We start from the raw sequence: 19,003 nt of genomic DNA on the forward strand, positions 1-19,003 counted from the left end.
TTGCTTACTCATGGCACCTCCTATTGGGCCTCAGGTTTGAGGCTCAGAGGTGTCTAGAAAACCCGGGGCGATTCATGCCTCTGCGGTGTCGACGACTCTTGATTGCTCTTCGGTTAAGCGTAGCCACATGCGGTTGTCATACTCGACACGTGACGCCCAACTCGGTGTGCCATCGAATTCAGGGCAAAGCGTTTGAACAAGCTTGGCCTTCCTCGCGCTACCTAGTGGGCCAGAACTATTTGCAGCCTGCCAAAACCGCATGATGCGCTGAATGTGCAGGCCCAAGTCGGCCATGCCATTCCTGTCAACGAAGATTGACTCACGCGAAGACACGGACACATCAACCATGGCAGCGTCGATCACTTGATCGCCGAAGCTGCTGTCCGGAAAGATGAACCCGTAGCCGATGCGAAAACGCAGGCAGGGATCGTGGCCAAGCCATCGAGCAAGCCCATGGGCATTTTTTCGCGCTTGCCTGACGGGATGACTGCTGCGACCTGACTTAACGTGCACAAAAGTCGCCCCTTCAGTGCGGTGCACTCCACCCTTAACTTCCACAGCCAGAATGCCGAAAGCCTCGTGCACGATGAGGAAGTCGATTTCGCCAGTGGGAGGATAGTCGCGGTCAATCGCCCTGACTGATGAGCACAACCAGGGAAGGCTGTGAATGACGACGAAATCGTTAGACAACCCCTTCTTGAGCAAATGGTAGATACGTCGTTCAGCCGCGCTGTCAGTTTCGGCTGGCCCAACTGACGGAATCATCTGTGCCACTAAAGTCCTCTCATATGTGGGATGTGACTCTGCATCGGGACGCAAAAATTACCCGCTCCCGCGGCGAAGCCGGCACCGCTCAGCTCACGCCCTTAGCCGGTAGGTCTCCACGTCAGTTGGACAAGAACCGCCTATCGATGCTTGGCAGGCCACCGCACCGACCAAGCCCAGCTCAACAGCACATCTGGCAAATGCACTACCAAGGACATATCAGGCAATTTTGGAAGACGCTTTGCCCGCCTCTTTTCCATCCCTCAGCCTATCCAAATAGTCTGCCCACCGCTGCATCATTCTCGTTCGGTGGGCTAAGTACTGCGTCCGGTTATAGGCTCGCCCATTGGCATCCTTCACAGCATGAGCCAGCTGCGCCTCTATCACCAGCGGGTCAACATCCAATCGCTCCGCCAGCATGGTTCGCGCCGTTGCACGAAAGCCATGCCATGTCTGAATCTCCGGCGTATAGCCCATGGTGATGAGCGCGGTGCGCACTGAATTCTCTGAAATAGGTCGACTGTGGTTGCGCTCACCGGGAAACACCAGTGCGCCGTGACCTGTCAACGGATGCAGTTCTCGCAGCACTTTCACGGCCTGAGTTGAAAGAGGCACCAGATGTGGATCCCCGTTTTCCTTCCCGTCTTTACCCCGCTTCATCCGGGCAGCCGGAATCGTCCAGAGGGCAGCATCCAGGTCCACTTCGGCCCAAGCCGCACCGCGCAATTCGCCGGGTCGCTGAAACAGCAAGGGCGCCAATTTCAATGCTGCCCGCACAATAGGCCCGCCCTTGTAGGCTTGGATGGCCCGCAACAACTGAGCTAGCTTGACTGGGTCGGTGATAGCGGCAAAGTGTTTGCCGCGATACGGAGACAACGCGCCTTTGAGGTCTCCCGTGATATCCCGCCCTACCCTGCCTGTCGCGACGCCATAGCGCCAGACCTGGCGAGCCAACATCAATCCACGATCGGCCGTCTCTACAGCCCCGCGCTCTTCGACTTTGCGCAGGGTTGCCAGCAGTTCCACCGGCTCAATCTCAGCCAGACGACGCTCCCCTAGCCACGGAAAGAGATCACGTTCGAACTGGCGCAGAGAGCGCTCAGCATGAGAATCACTCCATAGAGGCTTCTGTTTGTTGTACCACTCCAGAGCGACAGCTTTGAAGGTATCACCGGCACTGGCAGAAGCCTTCAGCCTTTCCACCTTTCTGGCATGCACAGGATTTATTCCTGTCGATTTCTGCAGCCTGGCGGTATCACGAGCCTTGCGAGCTGCCGTCAGGCTGACCGAGGGATAGCTGCCCAGAGCCATACGCCCTTCCTTGCCCTCATGCCGATACTTCCAGAACCAGCGCCTCGATCCCCCGGGAGCAACCTCCAGATACAGTCCTCCCGAGTCCGACAAACGCTCCCGCTTCGATGTGGGGGAACAGACGGCGTTACGACACTGTGCATCGGTCAACATGGGGGAACACCTCCAGAGGTTTAGCTCGGATTTCCCCACGGAAACGGGGGAACAAATGCCGCCAGTCTACCCTTTTCGGATTTTGTTCCCCCGTCTGTTCCCCCGCCTCAGCCTGACTGTCAGGAGACCGCCCCGGACGTCTCCACACCGTAACCCATTGATTTACCAAAGAAAAAGGGCGTTCACCGGATGTTGGCGAACGCCCTTGGACGTCGTAATGGTGGAGCTGGCGGGAATTGAACCCGCGTCCGCAAGCCTTCATCGGGCAGATCTACATGTTTAGCGGTCTGATTTGAATCTCGCTGCCTGTGCCGCGCAGTCGCACGCTACACAGGCCGCCAGCACCCTATTTTCTCGCCCCAATCCAAGGTACCCGGATCAGGACCAGCCCATGTAATTATCCTTGCAGCCGGGAGGCACTGATTGCTCAGAACCCCCTTGCCCAGCCCATCGGCCAACTGTTGCAAGGCTCACTGGCAATTAAGCAGCGAGTGCGAAACGTTCGTCGTTTGCAGTTAGTTTTTTAAATCGAGATTTACGAGCGTGACTCAAGCTCGACATGCACCACACCGATTCCGAACCCACGTCGAAACCAGGACAGCCCCAGAGCTTCTATTTTAGGCGTTCCCCAGCAATTGCAAGAGCTCGAAGGGAGATTTAATTGCGGCATGGGCGCCCCACTCCATCGGATTGGTTTTTGCACCCAGGTAGCCATAGGTTGCGGCCACGGTCCCCATTCCTGCGGCCAAACCTGCCACGATGTCACGCTCGTCATCGCCAACATAGATGCACTGCCCGGGCTCCACTTTCAGGCGCGCTGCCGCCTCGAGCAAAGGAGCAGGATGCGGCTTCGCATGGGGAGTGGTGTCCCCGCTGACGACCGCCCGCGCAGTGACGAACAGGGGAATGGAGCGGGTCAGCGGGTCCGTGAAGCGGGCTGCCTTGTTGGTAACCACGCCCCATGCCATGTTGCGTTGCAGTATCTGGGATACGAGTTCTGGAACGCCGTCAAAGATGCTGGTGCGCTCCGTCATGCGCGACTCATAGTTCACAAAGAACTCCTCGCGCATGGTCATGAAATCCGGATGGTCGGGAGCCATACCGAAGGCTTCGCCCAGCATGCCGCGCGCGCCGGCACCCGCCATGGGGCGGTAACGCTCCAGCGGCAGCGACGGCAATCCGCGGTCAGTGCGCATCTTGTCGGCAGCGGCGCCCAAGTCCGGGGCACTGTCGATCAGCGTTCCGTCCAAATCAAACAACACCGCACGAATATTGTGAAACATGGGTGCGCCCTCAGGCAGTGCGCCGCGTGGCCACAAGATAGTTCACGCTGGTGTCCGCACTCAGCCAATAGCGCCGCGTGAGGGGGTTGTATTCCAGGCCCCGGGTATTTTGTACATGCAGGCCCGCGCTTCGGCAACTTGCGGCCAGTTCGCTGGGCCGAATCATCTTGGCGTACTCATGCGTTCCCCGCGGCAGCATGTTCAGCACATATTCAGCCCCTACGATGGCCAGCATGAAAGCCTTGGCATTGCGGTGGATGGTGGAGAAAAACACCCAGCCTCCCGGTTTCACGAGCTCTGAGCATGCCCTCACCACCGATCCTGGATCAGGTACGTGCTCGAGCATTTCCATGCATGTGACGACATCGAAGCTGGCAGGTTGCTCCTTGGCCAAGGCTTCCACGCTGATTTCCCGGTACTGGATATTGGTGGTCTGAGCTTCCAGCGCATGCAATTGCGCCACGCGCAGGGCCTTGGAGGCCAGATCGATGCCCGTCACCTCCGCGCCCTTGCGGGCCATGGAATCGGCCAGGATGCCGCCGCCACAGCCGACATCCAGAACGCGCTTGCCCGACAGGTCGCACTGCCCCTGAATCCAGTCAAGCCGCAAAGGATTGATCTGGTGCAAGGGACGGAATTCACTTTCAGGGTCCCACCAGCGATGGGCCAATTCGGAAAACTTGGCCAGTTCGGCCGGATCTGCATTGACGGTTTCACTCATGCCAGAGATTGTCCATGAAGGAAGGAAAATGGAGGATAAAACCCCCAGACGCAAAAAAGCCCCGTTGCCGGGGCTTTTTTGTGAAGCAATCCGAAGATTACTTGGAAGCGCGGGTACCGACCACTTCGATTTCCACGCGACGGTTCTTCGCACGGCCTTCGGCGGTCTTGTTGTCGGCGACGGGTTGCTTTTCGCCCTTGCCTTCGGTGTAGACGCGGTTCTTTTCGATACCCTTGGACACCAGATAAGCCTTCACGGCTTCGGAACGGCGAACCGACAGCTTCTGGTTGTATGCATCAGAGCCCACGGAGTCGGTGTGACCCACGGCAATGATCACTTCCAGGTTGATGTCCTTGACCTTGGAAACCAGATCATCCAGCTTGGCCTTGCCTTCTGGCTTCAGCACCGACTTGTCGAAGTCGAAGAATGCGTCAGCGGCATAGGTCACCTTGGTAGCGACAGCAGGTGCTGGAGCTGGTGCGGGTGCTGGAGCGGCAGCGGGTGCTGGGGCGGCGGCTGGAGCAGCAGCGGCAGCTGGAGCGGGGGCGACAATCGCGCCATCGCAGCCAGGAGCAGCAGTGGCAGGCGTCCAGTTGGCATTGCGCCAGCAGTATTCGTTGGTGCCGTTCTTCCAGACCAGTTGGCCAGAAGCATCTCTCCAGTTGTCAACGGTTTGTGCGCCAGCGGCGGTTGCGAGCGCTGCAGAGGCAAACAACATCGCCACTTTGTTCAGTTTCTTCATGGTTCTCCTCTTGGGGAAAAAGCCGCAGCCGCGCTGCGAATCAGGACGCTTGGGGTGACCACCACCCGAAGCGTTCAAACGATTGTGCCATACGTAACAGGGCAAAAGCGGTGGAGGCTACCCAGGGCCCGTAGGACAAAACCGGAATTGCTTCGATATGTTGCGTGGTCGCTACACGGTCTTACCTCTAAAATGGTTCTCCTTCGCCGCCACCGCCGTCCCCAATGACCCAGTTTGCCAAAGAAACCCTGCCGATCAGCCTCGAAGAAGAGATGCGGCGCAGTTACCTCGATTACGCGATGAGCGTGATCGTGGGCCGGGCCCTGCCCGATGCGCGCGATGGGCTGAAGCCTGTACACCGCCGCGTACTTTTTGCGATGCACGAGCTCAACAACGACTGGAACCGGCCTTATAAAAAGTCGGCCCGTATCGTGGGAGACGTGATCGGCAAATACCACCCGCATGGTGATTCCGCCGTTTACGACACCATCGTGCGGATGGCGCAGGATTTTTCGCTGCGCCACATGCTGGTGGATGGCCAGGGCAATTTCGGGTCCGTGGACGGCGATAACGCTGCGGCAATGCGGTATACCGAAATCCGGCTGGCCAAGATCGCCCATGAAATGCTGGGCGACATCGACAAGGAAACCGTCGATTTCGGGCCCAATTACGACGGCAGCGAAAAGGAGCCGCTGGTATTGCCCAGCAAACTCCCCAACCTGCTGGTCAATGGCTCGGCCGGTATTGCCGTGGGCATGGCCACGAATATTCCGCCCCACAACCTCAACGAGGTGGTGGATGCCTGCCTGCACATGCTGCGCAATCCGGACGTGTCCATCGACGAGTTGATGGAGATCATTCCGGCGCCCGACTTCCCCACCGCCGGCATCATCTACGGCATCAATGGCGTGAAGGACGGCTACCGCACAGGGCGCGGGCGCGTGATCATGCGCGCCAAATGCCACTTCGAGGACATCGATCGCGGGCAGCGCCAGGCGATCATCGTGGACGAGCTGCCCTACCAGGTCAACAAGAAGACGCTGCAGGAGCGCATGGCCGAACTGGTGCACGAGAAGAAGATCGAGGGCATCAGCCACATCCAGGACGAATCCGACAAGTCGGGCATGCGCCTGGTGATCGAGCTCAAGCGCGGCGAAGTGCCCGAGGTGGTGCTCAACAACCTGTACAAGCAGACGCAGCTGCAGGACACCTTCGGCATGAACATGGTGGCGCTGATCGACGGCCAGCCCCGCCTGTGCAACCTGCGCGACCTGATCAGCGTCTTTCTGCAGCACCGCCGCGAGGTGGTCACCCGCCGCACGGTGTTCGAGCTGCGCAAGGCGCGCGACCGCGGCCACGTGCTCGAAGGCCTGGCCGTGGCGCTGGCCAACATCGACGACTTCATCGCCATCATCCGCAACGCGCCCACGCCTCCCGTGGCCAAGGCCGAGCTGATGGCCCGCCCCTGGGACAGCAAGCTGGTGCGCGAGATGCTCACCCGCACGCGCGCCGATGGCGGCGTGATCAACGCCGACGACTACCGCCCGGACGGCCTGGAGAAGGAATTCGGCATGGGCCAGGACGGCCTGTACCGCCTGTCGGAAACGCAGGCCCAGGAAATCCTGCAGATGCGCCTGCAGCGCCTGACCGGCCTGGAGCAGGACAAGATCGTGGCCGAGTACAAGGAAGTCATGGCGGTCATCGAAGACCTGCTGGACATCCTGGCCAAGCCCGAGCGCGTATCGGTCATCATCGGCGACGAACTCGCTTCCATCAAGCAGGAATTCGGCCAGCACAAGCTGGGCGCACGCCGCAGCATCGTGGAGTACAGCGCGCAGGACCTCTCCACCGAGGACCTGATCACCCCCACCGACATGGTGGTCACGCTCAGCCACACCGGCTACATCAAGAGCCAGCCCCTGTCCGAATACCGCGCCCAGAAGCGTGGCGGGCGCGGCAAGCAGGCCACGGCGACCAAGGAAGACGACTGGATCGACCAGCTCTTCATCGCCAACACGCACGACTACATCCTGTGCTTCTCCAACCGCGGCCGCCTGTACTGGCTCAAGGTCTGGGAAGTGCCGGCAGGCTCGCGCGGCTCGCGCGGCCGCCCCATCGTCAACATGTTCCCCCTGCAGGACGGAGAGAAGATCAACGTCGTGCTGCCGCTCACGGGCGACATGCGCACCTTCCCGGCGGACCGCTATGTCTTCATGGGCACCAGCATGGGCACCGTCAAGAAAACGGCGCTGGATGAATTCAGCAACCCGCGCAAGGGCGGCATCATCGCCGTGAACCTGGACGACGGCGACTACCTGATCGGCGCCGCCCTTACCGACGGCCAGCACGACGTGATGCTGTTCAGCGACGGCGGCAAGGCCGTGCGCTTCGACGAGAACGACGTGCGCCCGCTGGGCCGCCAGGCCCGCGGCGTGCGCGGCATGATGCTGGAAGACGGCCAGAGCGTGATCGCCATGCTGGTGGCCGAAGACGAAACGCAAAGCGTGCTCACCGCCACCGAAAACGGCTACGGCAAGCGCACCAGCATCGTCGAATACACGCGCCACGGCCGCGGCACCAAGGGCATGATCGCCATCCAGCAGAGCGAGCGCAACGGCAAGGTCGTCGCCGCGACGCTGGTGCACGCGGATGACGAGATCATGCTGATCACCGACAAGGGCGTGCTGGTGCGCACTCGCGTGTCCGAGATCCGTGAACTCGGCCGGGCCACGCAGGGCGTGACACTGATCGCGCTGGACGAAGGCTCCAAGCTCAGCGGCCTGCAGCGCATCGTGGAAAACGACGCCAACGTGGCCGACCCCGAGTCTGACGGCGAAGGCAGCTCGGACGGCGGCAGCCCCCCAGACCCCGGAACGCCGCCCACGCCCGACGCCTGACCCTTGCCGCGAGGCGCCGTACACAGACCGCGCCATTGCTATGAAAAGTGAAGCTGCCAGCGCTTACCCATCAAGCGCCGGCAGTGTTTTTGATGGATTGATCATGAACCGTCCCTATAACTTCTCGGCCGGCCCGGCCGCCATTCCCGCCGAGGTGCTGGAGCAAGCCGCTGCCGAAATGCTCGACTGGCATGGCAGCGGCATGGGCGTGATGGAGATGAGCCACCGCGGCAAGGAATTCCTCTCCATCTATGAACAGGCTGAAGCCGACCTGCGTGCACTGCTGGCCGTGCCTTCCAACTTCAAGATTTTGTTCATGCAGGGCGGCGGCCTGGCCGAAAACGCCATCGTGCCGCTGAACCTCTCCCGCGCCGGTGTGGTCGATTTCGTGCTGACCGGCAGCTGGAGCCAGAAGTCCCAGAAGGAAGCCCGCAAGTACGCCTCCGAGGTGAACATCGTCGGCTCGGCCGAGGACACGGGCTTCACCACCCTGCCCGACCCCGCTACCTGGACGCTGAGCCGTGGCGCCAGCTACCTGCACATCTGCAGCAACGAGACCATCAACGGCATCGAATTCCACCAACTGCCGGACCTCAAGGCCCTGGGCAGCGATGCCCCCCTGGTCATCGATTTCTCGTCGCATGTGGCGTCGCGCCCCGTGGACTGGTCGCGCGTGGGCCTGGCCTTCGGCGGCGCCCAGAAGAACCTCGGTCCCGCCGGGCTGACCCTCGTCGTGGTGCGCGAAGACCTGCTCGGCCACGCCCTGCCCGCCTGCCCGAGCGCCTTCGACTACAAGACCGTGGCCGACAACCAGTCGATGTACAACACGCCACCGACCTGGGGCATCTACATCGCAGGCCTGACCTTCCAGTGGCTCAAGCGCCAGACCGAAGGCAGCCTGACCGGCGTGGCCGCCATGGAGCAGCGCAACATCGCCAAGGCCGACCTCCTCTACAACGCCATCGACAGCTCGCAGTTGTATGTGAACAAGGTCGCCGCCAACTGCCGCTCGCGCATGAACATCCCGTTCTTCCTGCGCGACGAAAGCCGCAACGACGCCTTCCTGGCCGGGGCCAAGGAACGCGGCCTGCTGCAACTCAAGGGCCACAAGTCCGTGGGCGGCATGCGCGCCAGCGTCTACAACGCCATGCCATTGGCCGGCGTGCAGGCGCTGGTGGACTACATGCGAGAATTTGAACAAAAACACGCCTGAGAAGGCGCAAAACGAACCCGGCATGCCCGTACGCCCCACGAAAGCGCCCTCGGACACACCGGATTCCTTTGCACCTTCTGAACGCCGGTGGCACACCGGTTGACGAGCAGCCCCGCACAGACATCCCCATTCATGAACACTCCGCAAGCCTCACCCGACCTCGCCAGCCTGCGCGTGCAGATCGACTCCATCGACCAGCAACTGCTCACGCTGCTGAACCAGCGGGCGCTGGTGGCCGAGCAGGTGGGGGAAGTCAAGAAGCGCGAAGGCACGCCCTTCTTCCGCCCCGACCGCGTGGCGCAGGTCATCGAGAAGATCCAGACCGCCAACCCCGGCCCGCTCAAGGGCCCGCACGTGGCCGCCATCTGGCGCGAGATCATGTCGGCCTGCCTGGCGCTCGAATCGCCCCAGCGCGTGGCCGTGCTGGGCCCCGAAGGCACGTTCTGCGAGCAGGCGGCCATTGAATTCTTCGGCGGCGCGGCCGACCTGATGTACTGCGCCAACTTCGACGAGGTGTTCCACGCCACCGCGGCTGGCAGCGCCCAGTACGGCGTGGTGGGCGTGGAGAACTCCACCGAAGGCGTAGTCACGCGGTCGCTCGACCTGTTCCTGCACACCCCCACCCATGTGGTGGGCGAAGTGAGCCTGCTGGTGCGCCACAACCTGCTGCGCACCACGAACTCGCTCGATGGCATCGAGGTGGTGCTGGCGCATCCGCAGGCGCTGGCCCAATGCCAGGCCTGGCTGACCAAGCACCTGCCCCATGCCGAGCGCCGCCCCGTGTCGAGCAATGCCGAGGGCGCCCGACTGGCCACCACCAACCCGGCCTGGGCCGGCCTGTCGAGCGAACGCGCGGCCCAGCAGTTCGGGCTGCACATCGTGGCCCACGCCATCCAGGACGACGCCTACAACCGCACGCGCTTTGCCATCATCTGCCTGCCGCACACCCTGCAGACGCCACCGCCCTCGGGCAAGGACTGCACCAGCCTGGTGGTCTCGGTGCCCAACCAGCCCGGCGCGGTGCACGACCTGCTGGTGCCGCTCAAGACCCATGGCGTGTCCATGACGCGCTTCGAGTCCCGCCCTGCCCGCACCGGCCAGTGGGAGTATTACTTCTACATCGACCTCGACGGCCATCCCGCCCAGCCCCATGTGGCACGGGCCCTGGAAGAACTGCGCAGCCTGTGCGCGTTCTACAAGGTCCTGGGCACTTACCCCGTGTCGTCCTGAGGAGCCACCGCCATGTTCGAACAATTGGGACTGATCGGCTGCGGACTCATGGGCGGCTCGTTCGCCCTGGCCATGAAGAAGGCCAGCCTCGTCAAGCGCGTGGTGGGCTACAGCAAGTCGCCCTCCACCACCGACCGCGCGCGCCAGCTGGGCGTGATCGATGTGGAGGCGCCCTCGGCGCTGCTCGCGGTGGCCGGCGCCGACATCGTGCTGCTGGCCGTGCCCGTCGCCGCCACCGAGGCCACGCTCAAGGCCATCAAACACCTCGTCACGCCCCAGATGCTGATCATGGACGTGGGCTCGACCAAGGCCGATGTGGTCCAGGCCGCACGCCGCGCCCTGCGCGACCAGGTGGGCTCGTTCGTGCCGGCGCACCCGATCACGGGGCGCGAAGTGTCGGGCGTGGAACACGCCGAGGCCGACCTCTACAGTGGCCGCCAGGTCATCCTCACGCCCATCGAGCGCACGCTCACCGTACAGCTGCAAAGGGCCGACGACATCTGGACCGCGCTGGGTTGCCGCGTGACCAGCATGTCGCCCGAGTCGCATGACGCCGCCTTTGCCGCGGTCAGCCACCTGCCTCACGTGCTGGCCTTTGCGATGATGAACAGCATCACGGGCCAGTCGACCGGCGACGAATTCCTGTCGCTGGCGGGCCCGGGGTTCCGGGACTTCACCCGCATCGCGGCCAGCGATCCGAAGGTCTGGCGCGACATCCTGCTGTCCAACCGGGAAGAGCTGATCGCCCAGTCCAAGCTCTTCCAGCAGGCGCTGCACACCATCGAGCAGGCCATGGAAAAAGGTGACGCCCAGGCGCTGGAAGACATGCTGACGCTGGCCAGCGAGACCCGCGCGCACTGGCGCATGGGCGCGAAGAGAAAATAACCCCCTGAGTCGCCTGCGGCGCCTTCCCCCAAGGGGGACGCCACCCGTGGCCTGGCAACGCCAGTTCCACGGTGGCACTGGCCTAGGACACGCCGGTGCACAGGCCATTGGCCTAACCGACAAAACACACCGATGTACAGCACCGCATTCCTTGACCTGCCTCCCCTGCAAACCGCGGCGGGCGAAGTCCACCTGCCCGGTTCCAAGAGCATCTCCAACCGGGTGCTGCTGCTGGCGGCGCTCAGCAACGGCACCACCACCGTGCACGACCTGCTGGCATCCGACGACACCCGCGTGATGCTCGACGCGCTGCGCCAGATCGGCTGCACCGTCGACGAAAACGGCAGCACCGTGCACATCACGGGCCTGGGCGGGCGGGCGCCCCAATCGCCCGCCAAGCTCTTCATGGGCAATGCCGGCACCGCCATGCGGCCCCTGACGGCTGCGCTGGCACTGCTGGGTGGCGAATTCGAGCTGTCCGGCGTCCCGCGCATGCACGAACGCCCCATCGGCGACCTGGTGGACGCGCTGCGCCAACTGGGCTGCCAGATCGACTACCTGGGCAATGACGGCTACCCACCGCTGCGCATCGCCGATGCGAACGGCGTGCCTGCCCTGGCGCTGGCGGCGCCCATCCGCGTGCGCGGCGATGTGTCGAGCCAGTTCCTCACCGCCCTGCTCATGGCGCTGCCGCTGGCCGCCGGCGCGCAGGCCATCGTGATCGAGGTCATGGGCGAACTGATCTCCAGGCCCTACATCGCCATCACGCTGCAGCTGCTGGCGCGGTTCGGCATCGTGGTCGAACACCGAGACTGGCAGCGTTTCACCATCCCCGCCGGCAGCCGCTACCAGTCGCCGGGCAGCATCCACGTAGAGGCCGACGCCTCTTCCGCTAGCTATTTCATAGCACTTGGCGCAATCGCAGCAAGCGCCAATGACCCAAAAGGCATCAAGATCCAGGGCGTGGGGCTGGATTCCATCCAGGGTGACATCCGCTTCGTGGAAGCCGCGCGCGCCATGGGCGCGGTGGTCACGGGCGGCCCCAACTGGCTGGAGATCCAGCGCGGCGCGTGGCCGCTCAGGGCCATCGACCTGGACTGCAACCACATCCCCGATGCCGCCATGACTCTGGCCGTGATGGCGCTGTATGCCGAAGGCACCACCACCCTGCGCAACATCGCCAGCTGGCGCGTGAAGGAAACCGACCGCATCGCGGCGATGGCCACCGAGCTGCGCAAGCTCGGCGCCACGGTGGAAGAAGGTGCGGACTTCATCCGCGTCACGCCGCCGGCGCAGGTGCAGGCGTGGAAGGCCGCCAGCATCCACACCTATGACGATCACCGCGTGGCCATGTGCTTTTCACTGGCCGCCTTCAACTCGGCAAGCCTGCCCGTGCGCATCGAAGACCCCAAGTGCGTGGCCAAGACCTTCCCGGACTATTTCGAAGCCCTGTTCTCGGTCACGCAGGCAGCCACGGACCACATCCCGGTGATCTGCATCGACGGTCCCACCGCCTCGGGCAAGGGCACGGTGGCCGCTGCCGTCGCGCAGCGCCTGGGCTACCGCTTCCTGGACTCGGGGGCGATGTACCGCATCACGGCCCTGGCCGCCCTGCGTGCCGGCCTGGCCATCCAGCCGGAGGACGAGCCCCGCATTGCCGCCATGGCCCAGACGCTGCCCGTGCGCTTCGAGGGCGGCCGGGTGTGGCTGGGCAGCGACGACGTGACCGAAGCCATCCGCACCGAAGAGGCCGGCATGAACGCCTCCCGCGTCTCCGCCCTGCCCGCCGTGCGGGCGGCCCTGGTGGACCTGCAGCACAGCTTCCGGCGCCTGCCGGGCCTGGTGGCGGACGGCCGCGACATGGGCACGGTGATCTTCCCGGACGCCCCGCTCAAGGTGTATCTGACGGCCAGCGCCGCCTGCCGCGCCGAGCGCCGTTATAAACAGTTGATTTCAAAGGGTTTTTCAGCTAATATCGAAGACCTTCGCGCGGATCTGGAGGCACGCGACGCCCGGGACAGTTCCCGCAGCGTCGCACCCCTCAAGCCCGCGCAGGACGCTCTGGTCCTGGACAACTCCAACTTGACGATTGATGAAGCCGTCGAGCAGGTGTTGGCCTGGTGGCAGGAGCGTCAGCCCTTCGCAGCCTCTGCGCAGGGCTGACGGCGCGGGGCCCTGGCTAAAATCCGGGTCCCTCAGGCAAAGCCGAAAGGCCTTGCAACAGGCCCACGCAGCCCCTCTCGCGCGCCAGCGCACAGGCTGTGTGGATCGTTAACCTAACCCGCGGTTCTACCGCAAAAAACCACCGCAAGCAGCTATAAAAACAGTAGCAATGGTGCTACTGGAATCCTGTTTGTGGCAAGGAAACACATGTCCGAATCTTTTGCCGCCCTTTTTGAAGAATCCCTGCAGCGTACGGAAATGCGCCCAGGCGAAGTGATCACCGCTGAAGTCGTGCGCGTCGAGCACAACTTCGTCGTGGTCAACGCCGGCCTCAAGTCCGAAGCCTACGTGCCGCTGGAAGAGTTCAAGAACGACAAGGGCGAAGTCGAAGTCCAAGTGGGTGACTTCGTGTCGGTGGCCATTGGCTCCATCGAAAACGGCTACGGCGACACCATCCTGTCGCGCGACACCGCCAAGCGTCTGGCTTCCTGGATGAGCCTGGAAAAGGCCCTGGAATCCGGCGAATTCGTCACCGGCACCACGTCCGGCAAGGTCAAGGGCGGCCTGACTGTCCTGGTCAACGGCATCCGCGCGTTCCTGCCCGGTTCGCTGATCGATACGCGTCCGATCAAGGATCTGACGCCGTACGAAAACAAGACCATGGAATTCAAGGTCATCAAGCTCGACCGCAAGCGCAACAACGTGGTGCTGAGCCGCCGCGCCGTGGTGGAAGCCTCCATGGGCGAAGAGCGCGCCAAGCTGATGGAAACCCTGAAGGAAGGCTCCATCGTTCAAGGCGTGGTCAAGAACATCACCGAATACGGTGCGTTCGTGGACCTGGGCGGCATCGACGGCCTGCTGCACATCACCGACATGGCATGGCGCCGCGTGCGTCACCCATCGGAAGTGGTGACGGCTGGCCAGGAAATCACGGCCAAGATCCTGAAGTTCGACACCGAGAAGAACCGTGTCTCGCTGGGTCTGAAGCAAATGGGCGACGACCCATGGATGGGCGTGAACCGCCGCTACCCACAAGGCACGCGCCTGTTCGGCAAGATCACGAACATCGCCGACTACGGCGCATTCGTGGAACTCGAACCCGGCATCGAAGGCCTGGTACACGTCTCCGAAATGGACTGGACCAACAAGAACATCGCTCCCGCCAAGCTGGTTTCGCTGGGCGACGAAGTCGAAGTCATGGTCCTGGAAATCGACGAAGACAAGCGCCGCATCAGCCTGGGCATGAAGCAGTGCAAGGCCAACCCATGGCAGGAATTCGCACAGGACACCAAGCGCGGCGACCGCGTCAAGGGTCCGATCAAGTCGATCACCGACTTCGGCGTGTTCGTGGGCCTGGCTGCCGGCATCGACGGCCTGGTGCACCTGTCCGACCTCTCGTGGAACGAACCCGGCGAAGCCGCTGTTCGCAACTACAAGAAGGGCCAGGAAGTGGAAGCCATCGTGCTGGCCGTGGACGTGGACCGCGAGCGCATCTCGCTGGGCATCAAGCAGCTCGACGGCGACCCATTCACGACCTTCGTGACCGTGAACGACAAGGGCCAGACGGTGACCGGCAAGGTCAAGACCGTGGACGCCCGTGGCGCTGAAATCGACCTCGGCGAAGACATCGTGGGCTACCTGCGCGCTTCGGAAATCTCCCGCGACCGCGTGGAAGATGCCCGCAACGTGCTCAAGGAAGGCGACGAAGTCACCGCTGTGGTGGTCAACGTGGATCGCAAGACCCGCAACATCCAGCTGTCGATCAAGCAGAAGGACATGGCCGACGAACAAGGCGCCATGGCCAACCTGAGCCAGCAATCGAGCCGCGAAAGCGCCGGCACGACCAGCCTGGGCGCCCTGCTGCGCGCCAAGCTGGACAACTCGGAAAAGTAAAGCGCTGACCCGTTAAACGGTCAGACAGCGGGCGCCTCGGCGCCCGCTCTTTTTTCAGCCAAGACTGCCTATGTCCCAAGATTCCATGACCCGCTCAGACCTCGTCGAAGAACTGGCCGCCCGTTTCGGCCAGCTGACACACCGCGATGCCGAATACGCCGTCAAGACCATTCTGGACGCCGTGGGCGAGGCCCTGGTGCGTGGGCACCGCATCGAGATCCGGGGCTTTGGCAGCTTCTCGGTGAACCACCGCCCGCCCCGCATGGGCCGCAATCCGCGCAGCGGCGAGGCCGTGGCCATCCCCGAAAAGCGCGTACCCCATTTCAAGCCCGGCAAGGCCCTGCGCGAAGCCGTGGACAAGCGCACCGCCGAAATGGAAGAAAACTCCGGCACGGCAAGCAACACATCCATTCAAAAATGATAGCTGCCAGCGATTGGCAGACGGCCGCAGCGCCTATTTCTATTTGATACCAATCTCCAAGAGCCGCATTGATCGCGAGCCAGTCCAAGTTCCGAATCCGTGCACTGCGTGCGCGGAGAACCTGGCAAGTACTTTGGCTCTCTCAAACTGACGAACTGACTCCGGGTCGCACGCTCTCACCCAAGAACGCGTGCCGGCCAAGCTCCTGTTTTCGGGCCGGACGAGCCCGCAGACAGCGCGGCCAGGCCGTCGATGCACGGTGAACGGCACCTGGCCGATAAATCTCACACATGGCGCTTTCCCACGCCGGCCGAGGCAGCCACGGCAGACTGCTCATCGGCGCGCGCATGCAGGGCCTCGATGATGTGGCAGTGCGTGTCCGACCCGTCGCAGCGGTTGCGCAGCGCGAGCAGGTCGGCCTCCAGCGTGAGCAGTTCCGCCAGGCGGCCACGCACATGCTGAAGGTGCTCATCCAGCGTGTCGCGCGCGGCTTCGCAGTCCTGCTTGCGGGTCCAGTCCAGCGCCAGCAGGGTGCGCACCTCGTCCAGCGACATGTCCATCGCGCGGCACAGGCGGATGAAGCGCAGGCGGTGCACATCGTCCGCGCTGTACAGGCGATAGCTGTTGTCCTCCCGGACACCGGGCGCGAGCAGCCCTTCCTTTTCGTAGTAGCGGATGTTCGCGGCGGACACGCCCGATTGCCGGGCTGCCTCGCCGATGCGGTACTGGGGGGTTTGTGCAACCGGCTGTGCCATCGCTTGACCTTCAAGTGACTTCAAGGTTTCCAATGATGCCATCACATTGAAAACCCTCCCGGGAGAAAGAAGAACCGCCATGTCCGCACATTGCCATCACCATTCCAACGACGGCCAAGACCACGGTGCCCCCACCAGCGCGGACCCGCGCTACCGCCGCATCCTCTGGGTGGCGCTCATCGTCAATGCCGCTATGTTCCTGCTCGAAATCGGAGCGGGCCTGCAGTCCGGTTCGGCATCGCTGCTGGCCGACGCCATCGACTTCCTGGGCGATGCGGCCAACTACGCACTCTCGCTGTGGGTGCTGGCCATGGCCCTGGCATGGCGCGCACGCGCCGCGCTGGTCAAGGGGGCCAGCATGCTGGTGTTCGGCCTCGTGGTGGTGGGACGCGTGGCCTGGGGCGCCTGGCAGGGAATTGCGCCCGAACCCCTGACGATGGGCAGCGTGGGCTTGCTGGCCCTGGCCGCGAACCTGGGCGTGGCGGTGCTGCTGTACGCCTACCGCGAAGGCGATGCCAACATGCGCAGCGTGTGGCTGTGCACGCGCAATGACGTGCTGGGCAACCTCGCGGTGATGGGCGCGGCGCTGGGGGTGTTCGGCACGGGCACGGCCTGGCCGGACCTGGCGGTGGCTGCCGTCATGGCATGGCTGGCCATCACCGGGGGCTGGAGCGTGATCCGCCAGGCACGCCAGGAACTGGCGGGTGGTGCTGCCCGCCCGCAGCCGCAAGGGCACTGAGCCATGCGCGTGCACCTGTCCACCCGCTTGAACGCGCCGCCCGAGTGGGTGGCCACGCAGCTGCAAAGCACCGCCGTCTTTCGCCACATCACCGCGCCCCTCATGCGGTTCCGGCCCGTGCAAGGCGCGCGATGGCCCGCGCACTGGGAACAGGGCGAGTTCGCGCTGGACATGCGGCTGCTGGGCGTGCTGCCCATGGGCCCCCAGACCGTGCGCATTTCCATCGAGCCGCCACCGCAGGCAGGCGGCTGGCCCACGCTGCGCGACAACGGCGACGGCCTGCTCATGCGCCGCTGGGACCACCGCATCACGCTCGAGCCCCTGCCGGACGGCACGACCCTGTATACCGACGACGTGAAGGTCGTGGCCCGCCACCTGCCCTGGCTGATGACGCCGGTGAGCACGGCATTCGCCCAGGTGTTCTACCGGCATCGCCAGCGCCGCTGGCGCGAGCTGGCGGAACAGCACGCGGGGCTGCGGGCGGCAGAACATGCAGCGCCCTCCTGTGCGCAACACAAACGCCGAGCGTTCGAGCATCTGCTCGCCGGTTTTGCGGGCCAGCCGGAGGCCCCCCCGGCGGTGCGCTGGCGGTGGCTGGAGGCAGCGCATGTGCTGGGCCAGCCTTCCCTGCCCCTGCACTGGAGATCGCACTGGGCGATGCTGCGCTACGCGCTGCAGCTGCGGGATTCGCACGAGGCCGCCGGCCAGATGGCGCGGCTCGCGCTGGTACCACTGGGCCACCTGCTGGCCCGCCTGCCCGCCGGGAACATCGGACGCGCGCACGTCAGCGCCTTCCGGCCCATGGCACCGGACCCCGCAGTGGCTGCGCTCATCGAACGGGCGCTGGAGGATGGCACAGTCAGCGATCCCGGCCCGGCCCCCGGTAGCTGAGGGCTACCGGCGATCCGCTGCGGCGGAACTGCCGGTGCCTGCGCGGCGCGGCAGCTCGCTGCAACGCTCGAAAAAGGCGTCCAGCTCGGTGGACTTGTCGAATACCCCATCGGCGCCCAACTCCTCGCACCGGCGGCGCATGTCCGCCGTCGCATAGTTGGACAACACGTAGACATGCTGTCCGGGCCTGCCCTGCCGCGCGCCAGGCGTTGCGCGCAGCCGGTCCCCGCGCTGCAGGGCCTGCAGCACCTCGATCCCGGAGCCTTCGCGCAGGAACAGGTCCACCACCATGAGCTGCCAGTCTTCCCGCCAGTGCGCGACGGCCTCCGTGGCGTCGCTGGCGGTTTCGGCGATGGCGAGGACGCGCGCGTCCGCCAGTTCCTCCAGCGCGGGCACCAGAGTTTCCTGGATGGTTTTGCTGTCTTCGACAAGGATGGTGTTGAGGGGCATCTGGGAGCTGCGTTTTCTGTTGTGATGCTGCCTACAATGTCGCCTGATCCGACCTCCCGGCCTGTAGGCGATGGCGCCGCGTCCCCGATGGCAGAAGTTGATTCTTCATACTCAGCGAGACTTACCTATGCCCAGCGCAACGAAGCAGCCCCAGCCCTCCGAGATCGATGAGGTACTGAACCGCAACCTGGAAACGGCCGAGCAGATCAAGGCCACGGCCAACGAGCTCGATGTCGTGCACGCGGTGCTCACGACACAAATTCCCACCGACGCCCTGCAAGGCGACCTGCAGGCGGCGGTGGAGCGCACGGATCAGCTCGAGCAGCAATTGAGCGACACCGCCGAGGCACTCGACCAGTCCAACGCGCTGCTGCAACGCCACATCGCGGCCAAGCCCCAGTGAGGGGCATGGGCGCAGGCCAGGCAACCCTGGGGCGGCCGGTGCGGCGCCAGGCCCTCCCTGGACAGGGCCCGCCGGATTCGACAGGGAC

Annotated in this window: 17 protein-coding genes and 1 other RNA gene; 10 read left to right on the top strand and 8 right to left on the bottom strand. The window is 63.8% G+C overall.

All coding sequences use genetic code 11. The features are described from left to right. Positions 1–72 precede the first annotated feature (72 nt). The 6 genes from AC1RCS_RS24070 to ompA all read right to left on the bottom strand — a co-directional run bounded on the left by AC1RCS_RS24070 (position 73) and on the right by ompA (position 4,975). Positions 73–765: a nuclease-related domain-containing protein gene (locus tag AC1RCS_RS24070; RefSeq protein WP_492246473.1), complete on the bottom strand. Its 693-nt coding sequence runs from the start codon at positions 763–765 to the stop codon at positions 73–75. Between the two features lie 219 nt (positions 766–984). Next, the gene (locus tag AC1RCS_RS24075) at positions 985–2,229 is read right to left on the bottom strand and encodes a tyrosine-type recombinase/integrase (RefSeq protein WP_492246472.1); all 1,245 of its coding nucleotides are present in this window, start codon (positions 2,227–2,229) and stop codon (positions 985–987) included. A 218-nt stretch (positions 2,230–2,447) separates the two neighbouring features. Next, positions 2,448–2,834: a transfer-messenger RNA gene (gene ssrA, locus AC1RCS_RS24080) on the bottom strand. 12 nt (positions 2,835–2,846) lie between these two features. Then, positions 2,847–3,512: an HAD family hydrolase gene (locus tag AC1RCS_RS24085; protein ID WP_369643984.1), complete on the bottom strand. Its 666-nt coding sequence runs from the start codon at positions 3,510–3,512 to the stop codon at positions 2,847–2,849. Positions 3,513–3,522: 10 nt separating this feature from the next. Further along, a complete protein-coding gene (ubiG, locus tag AC1RCS_RS24090; RefSeq protein WP_218297477.1) occupies positions 3,523–4,233 on the bottom strand; it encodes a bifunctional 2-polyprenyl-6-hydroxyphenol methylase/3-demethylubiquinol 3-O-methyltransferase UbiG in 711 nt (236 codons plus the stop codon). A gap of 97 nt (positions 4,234–4,330) precedes the next feature. After that, the gene (gene ompA, locus AC1RCS_RS24095; RefSeq protein WP_218297478.1) at positions 4,331–4,975 is read right to left on the bottom strand and encodes an outer membrane protein OmpA; all 645 of its coding nucleotides are present in this window, start codon (positions 4,973–4,975) and stop codon (positions 4,331–4,333) included. A gap of 224 nt (positions 4,976–5,199) precedes the next feature. On the opposite strand from ompA, the gene gyrA reads away from it, so the two are divergent. The 7 genes from gyrA to AC1RCS_RS24130 all read left to right on the top strand — a co-directional run bounded on the left by gyrA (position 5,200) and on the right by AC1RCS_RS24130 (position 15,677). Further along, a complete protein-coding gene (gene gyrA, locus AC1RCS_RS24100; RefSeq protein ID WP_492246471.1) occupies positions 5,200–7,872 on the top strand; it encodes a DNA gyrase subunit A in 2,673 nt (890 codons plus the stop codon). A gap of 103 nt (positions 7,873–7,975) precedes the next feature. Then, positions 7,976–9,085: a 3-phosphoserine/phosphohydroxythreonine transaminase gene (serC, locus tag AC1RCS_RS24105; protein ID WP_492246470.1), complete on the top strand. Its 1,110-nt coding sequence runs from the start codon at positions 7,976–7,978 to the stop codon at positions 9,083–9,085. 132 nt (positions 9,086–9,217) lie between these two features. Further along, positions 9,218–10,315 (top strand): prephenate dehydratase, encoded by a 1,098-nt coding sequence (gene pheA, locus AC1RCS_RS24110; protein ID WP_218297481.1) that lies wholly within the window; start codon positions 9,218–9,220, stop codon positions 10,313–10,315. Between the two features lie 12 nt (positions 10,316–10,327). Further along, complete coding sequence (locus tag AC1RCS_RS24115; protein WP_492246469.1) at positions 10,328–11,200, top strand: prephenate dehydrogenase; 873 nt, start codon at positions 10,328–10,330, stop codon at positions 11,198–11,200. 132 nt (positions 11,201–11,332) lie between these two features. Continuing rightward, a complete protein-coding gene (locus AC1RCS_RS24120; protein ID WP_492246468.1) occupies positions 11,333–13,363 on the top strand; it encodes a bifunctional 3-phosphoshikimate 1-carboxyvinyltransferase/cytidylate kinase in 2,031 nt (676 codons plus the stop codon). A gap of 192 nt (positions 13,364–13,555) precedes the next feature. Further along, on the top strand, positions 13,556–15,256 hold the full coding sequence (gene rpsA / locus AC1RCS_RS24125) for a 30S ribosomal protein S1 (RefSeq protein WP_370627717.1): 1,701 nt from the start codon (positions 13,556–13,558) through the stop codon (positions 15,254–15,256). Between the two features lie 85 nt (positions 15,257–15,341). Further along, positions 15,342–15,677: an integration host factor subunit beta gene (locus AC1RCS_RS24130; protein WP_255590831.1), complete on the top strand. Its 336-nt coding sequence runs from the start codon at positions 15,342–15,344 to the stop codon at positions 15,675–15,677. 284 nt (positions 15,678–15,961) lie between these two features. Here the strand turns inward: AC1RCS_RS24130 and AC1RCS_RS24135 are convergent, their stop codons facing one another. Beyond that, positions 15,962–16,432 (bottom strand): Cd(II)/Pb(II)-responsive transcriptional regulator, encoded by a 471-nt coding sequence (locus AC1RCS_RS24135; RefSeq protein WP_218338890.1) that lies wholly within the window; start codon positions 16,430–16,432, stop codon positions 15,962–15,964. A gap of 79 nt (positions 16,433–16,511) precedes the next feature. Between AC1RCS_RS24135 and AC1RCS_RS24140 the strand changes: the two genes are divergently transcribed. Continuing rightward, positions 16,512–17,171, top strand: a complete 660-nt coding sequence (locus tag AC1RCS_RS24140; RefSeq protein ID WP_492246467.1) for a cation efflux transmembrane domain-containing protein — start codon at positions 16,512–16,514, stop codon at positions 17,169–17,171. Between the two features lie 3 nt (positions 17,172–17,174). After that, complete coding sequence (locus tag AC1RCS_RS24145; protein ID WP_492246466.1) at positions 17,175–18,062, top strand: DUF3703 domain-containing protein; 888 nt, start codon at positions 17,175–17,177, stop codon at positions 18,060–18,062. A 3-nt stretch (positions 18,063–18,065) separates the two neighbouring features. Here the strand turns inward: AC1RCS_RS24145 and AC1RCS_RS24150 are convergent, their stop codons facing one another. After that, a complete protein-coding gene (locus tag AC1RCS_RS24150; RefSeq protein ID WP_218294267.1) occupies positions 18,066–18,512 on the bottom strand; it encodes a response regulator in 447 nt (148 codons plus the stop codon). 127 nt (positions 18,513–18,639) lie between these two features. Here AC1RCS_RS24150 and AC1RCS_RS24155 point away from each other — a divergent pair, with 127 nt between their 5' ends. Next, the gene (locus tag AC1RCS_RS24155; RefSeq protein WP_218294266.1) at positions 18,640–18,915 is read left to right on the top strand and encodes a hypothetical protein; all 276 of its coding nucleotides are present in this window, start codon (positions 18,640–18,642) and stop codon (positions 18,913–18,915) included. The last annotated feature ends 88 nt before the right edge of the window (positions 18,916–19,003 follow it).

Source organism: Acidovorax sp. GW823-FHT01C06 (assembly GCF_058798375.1).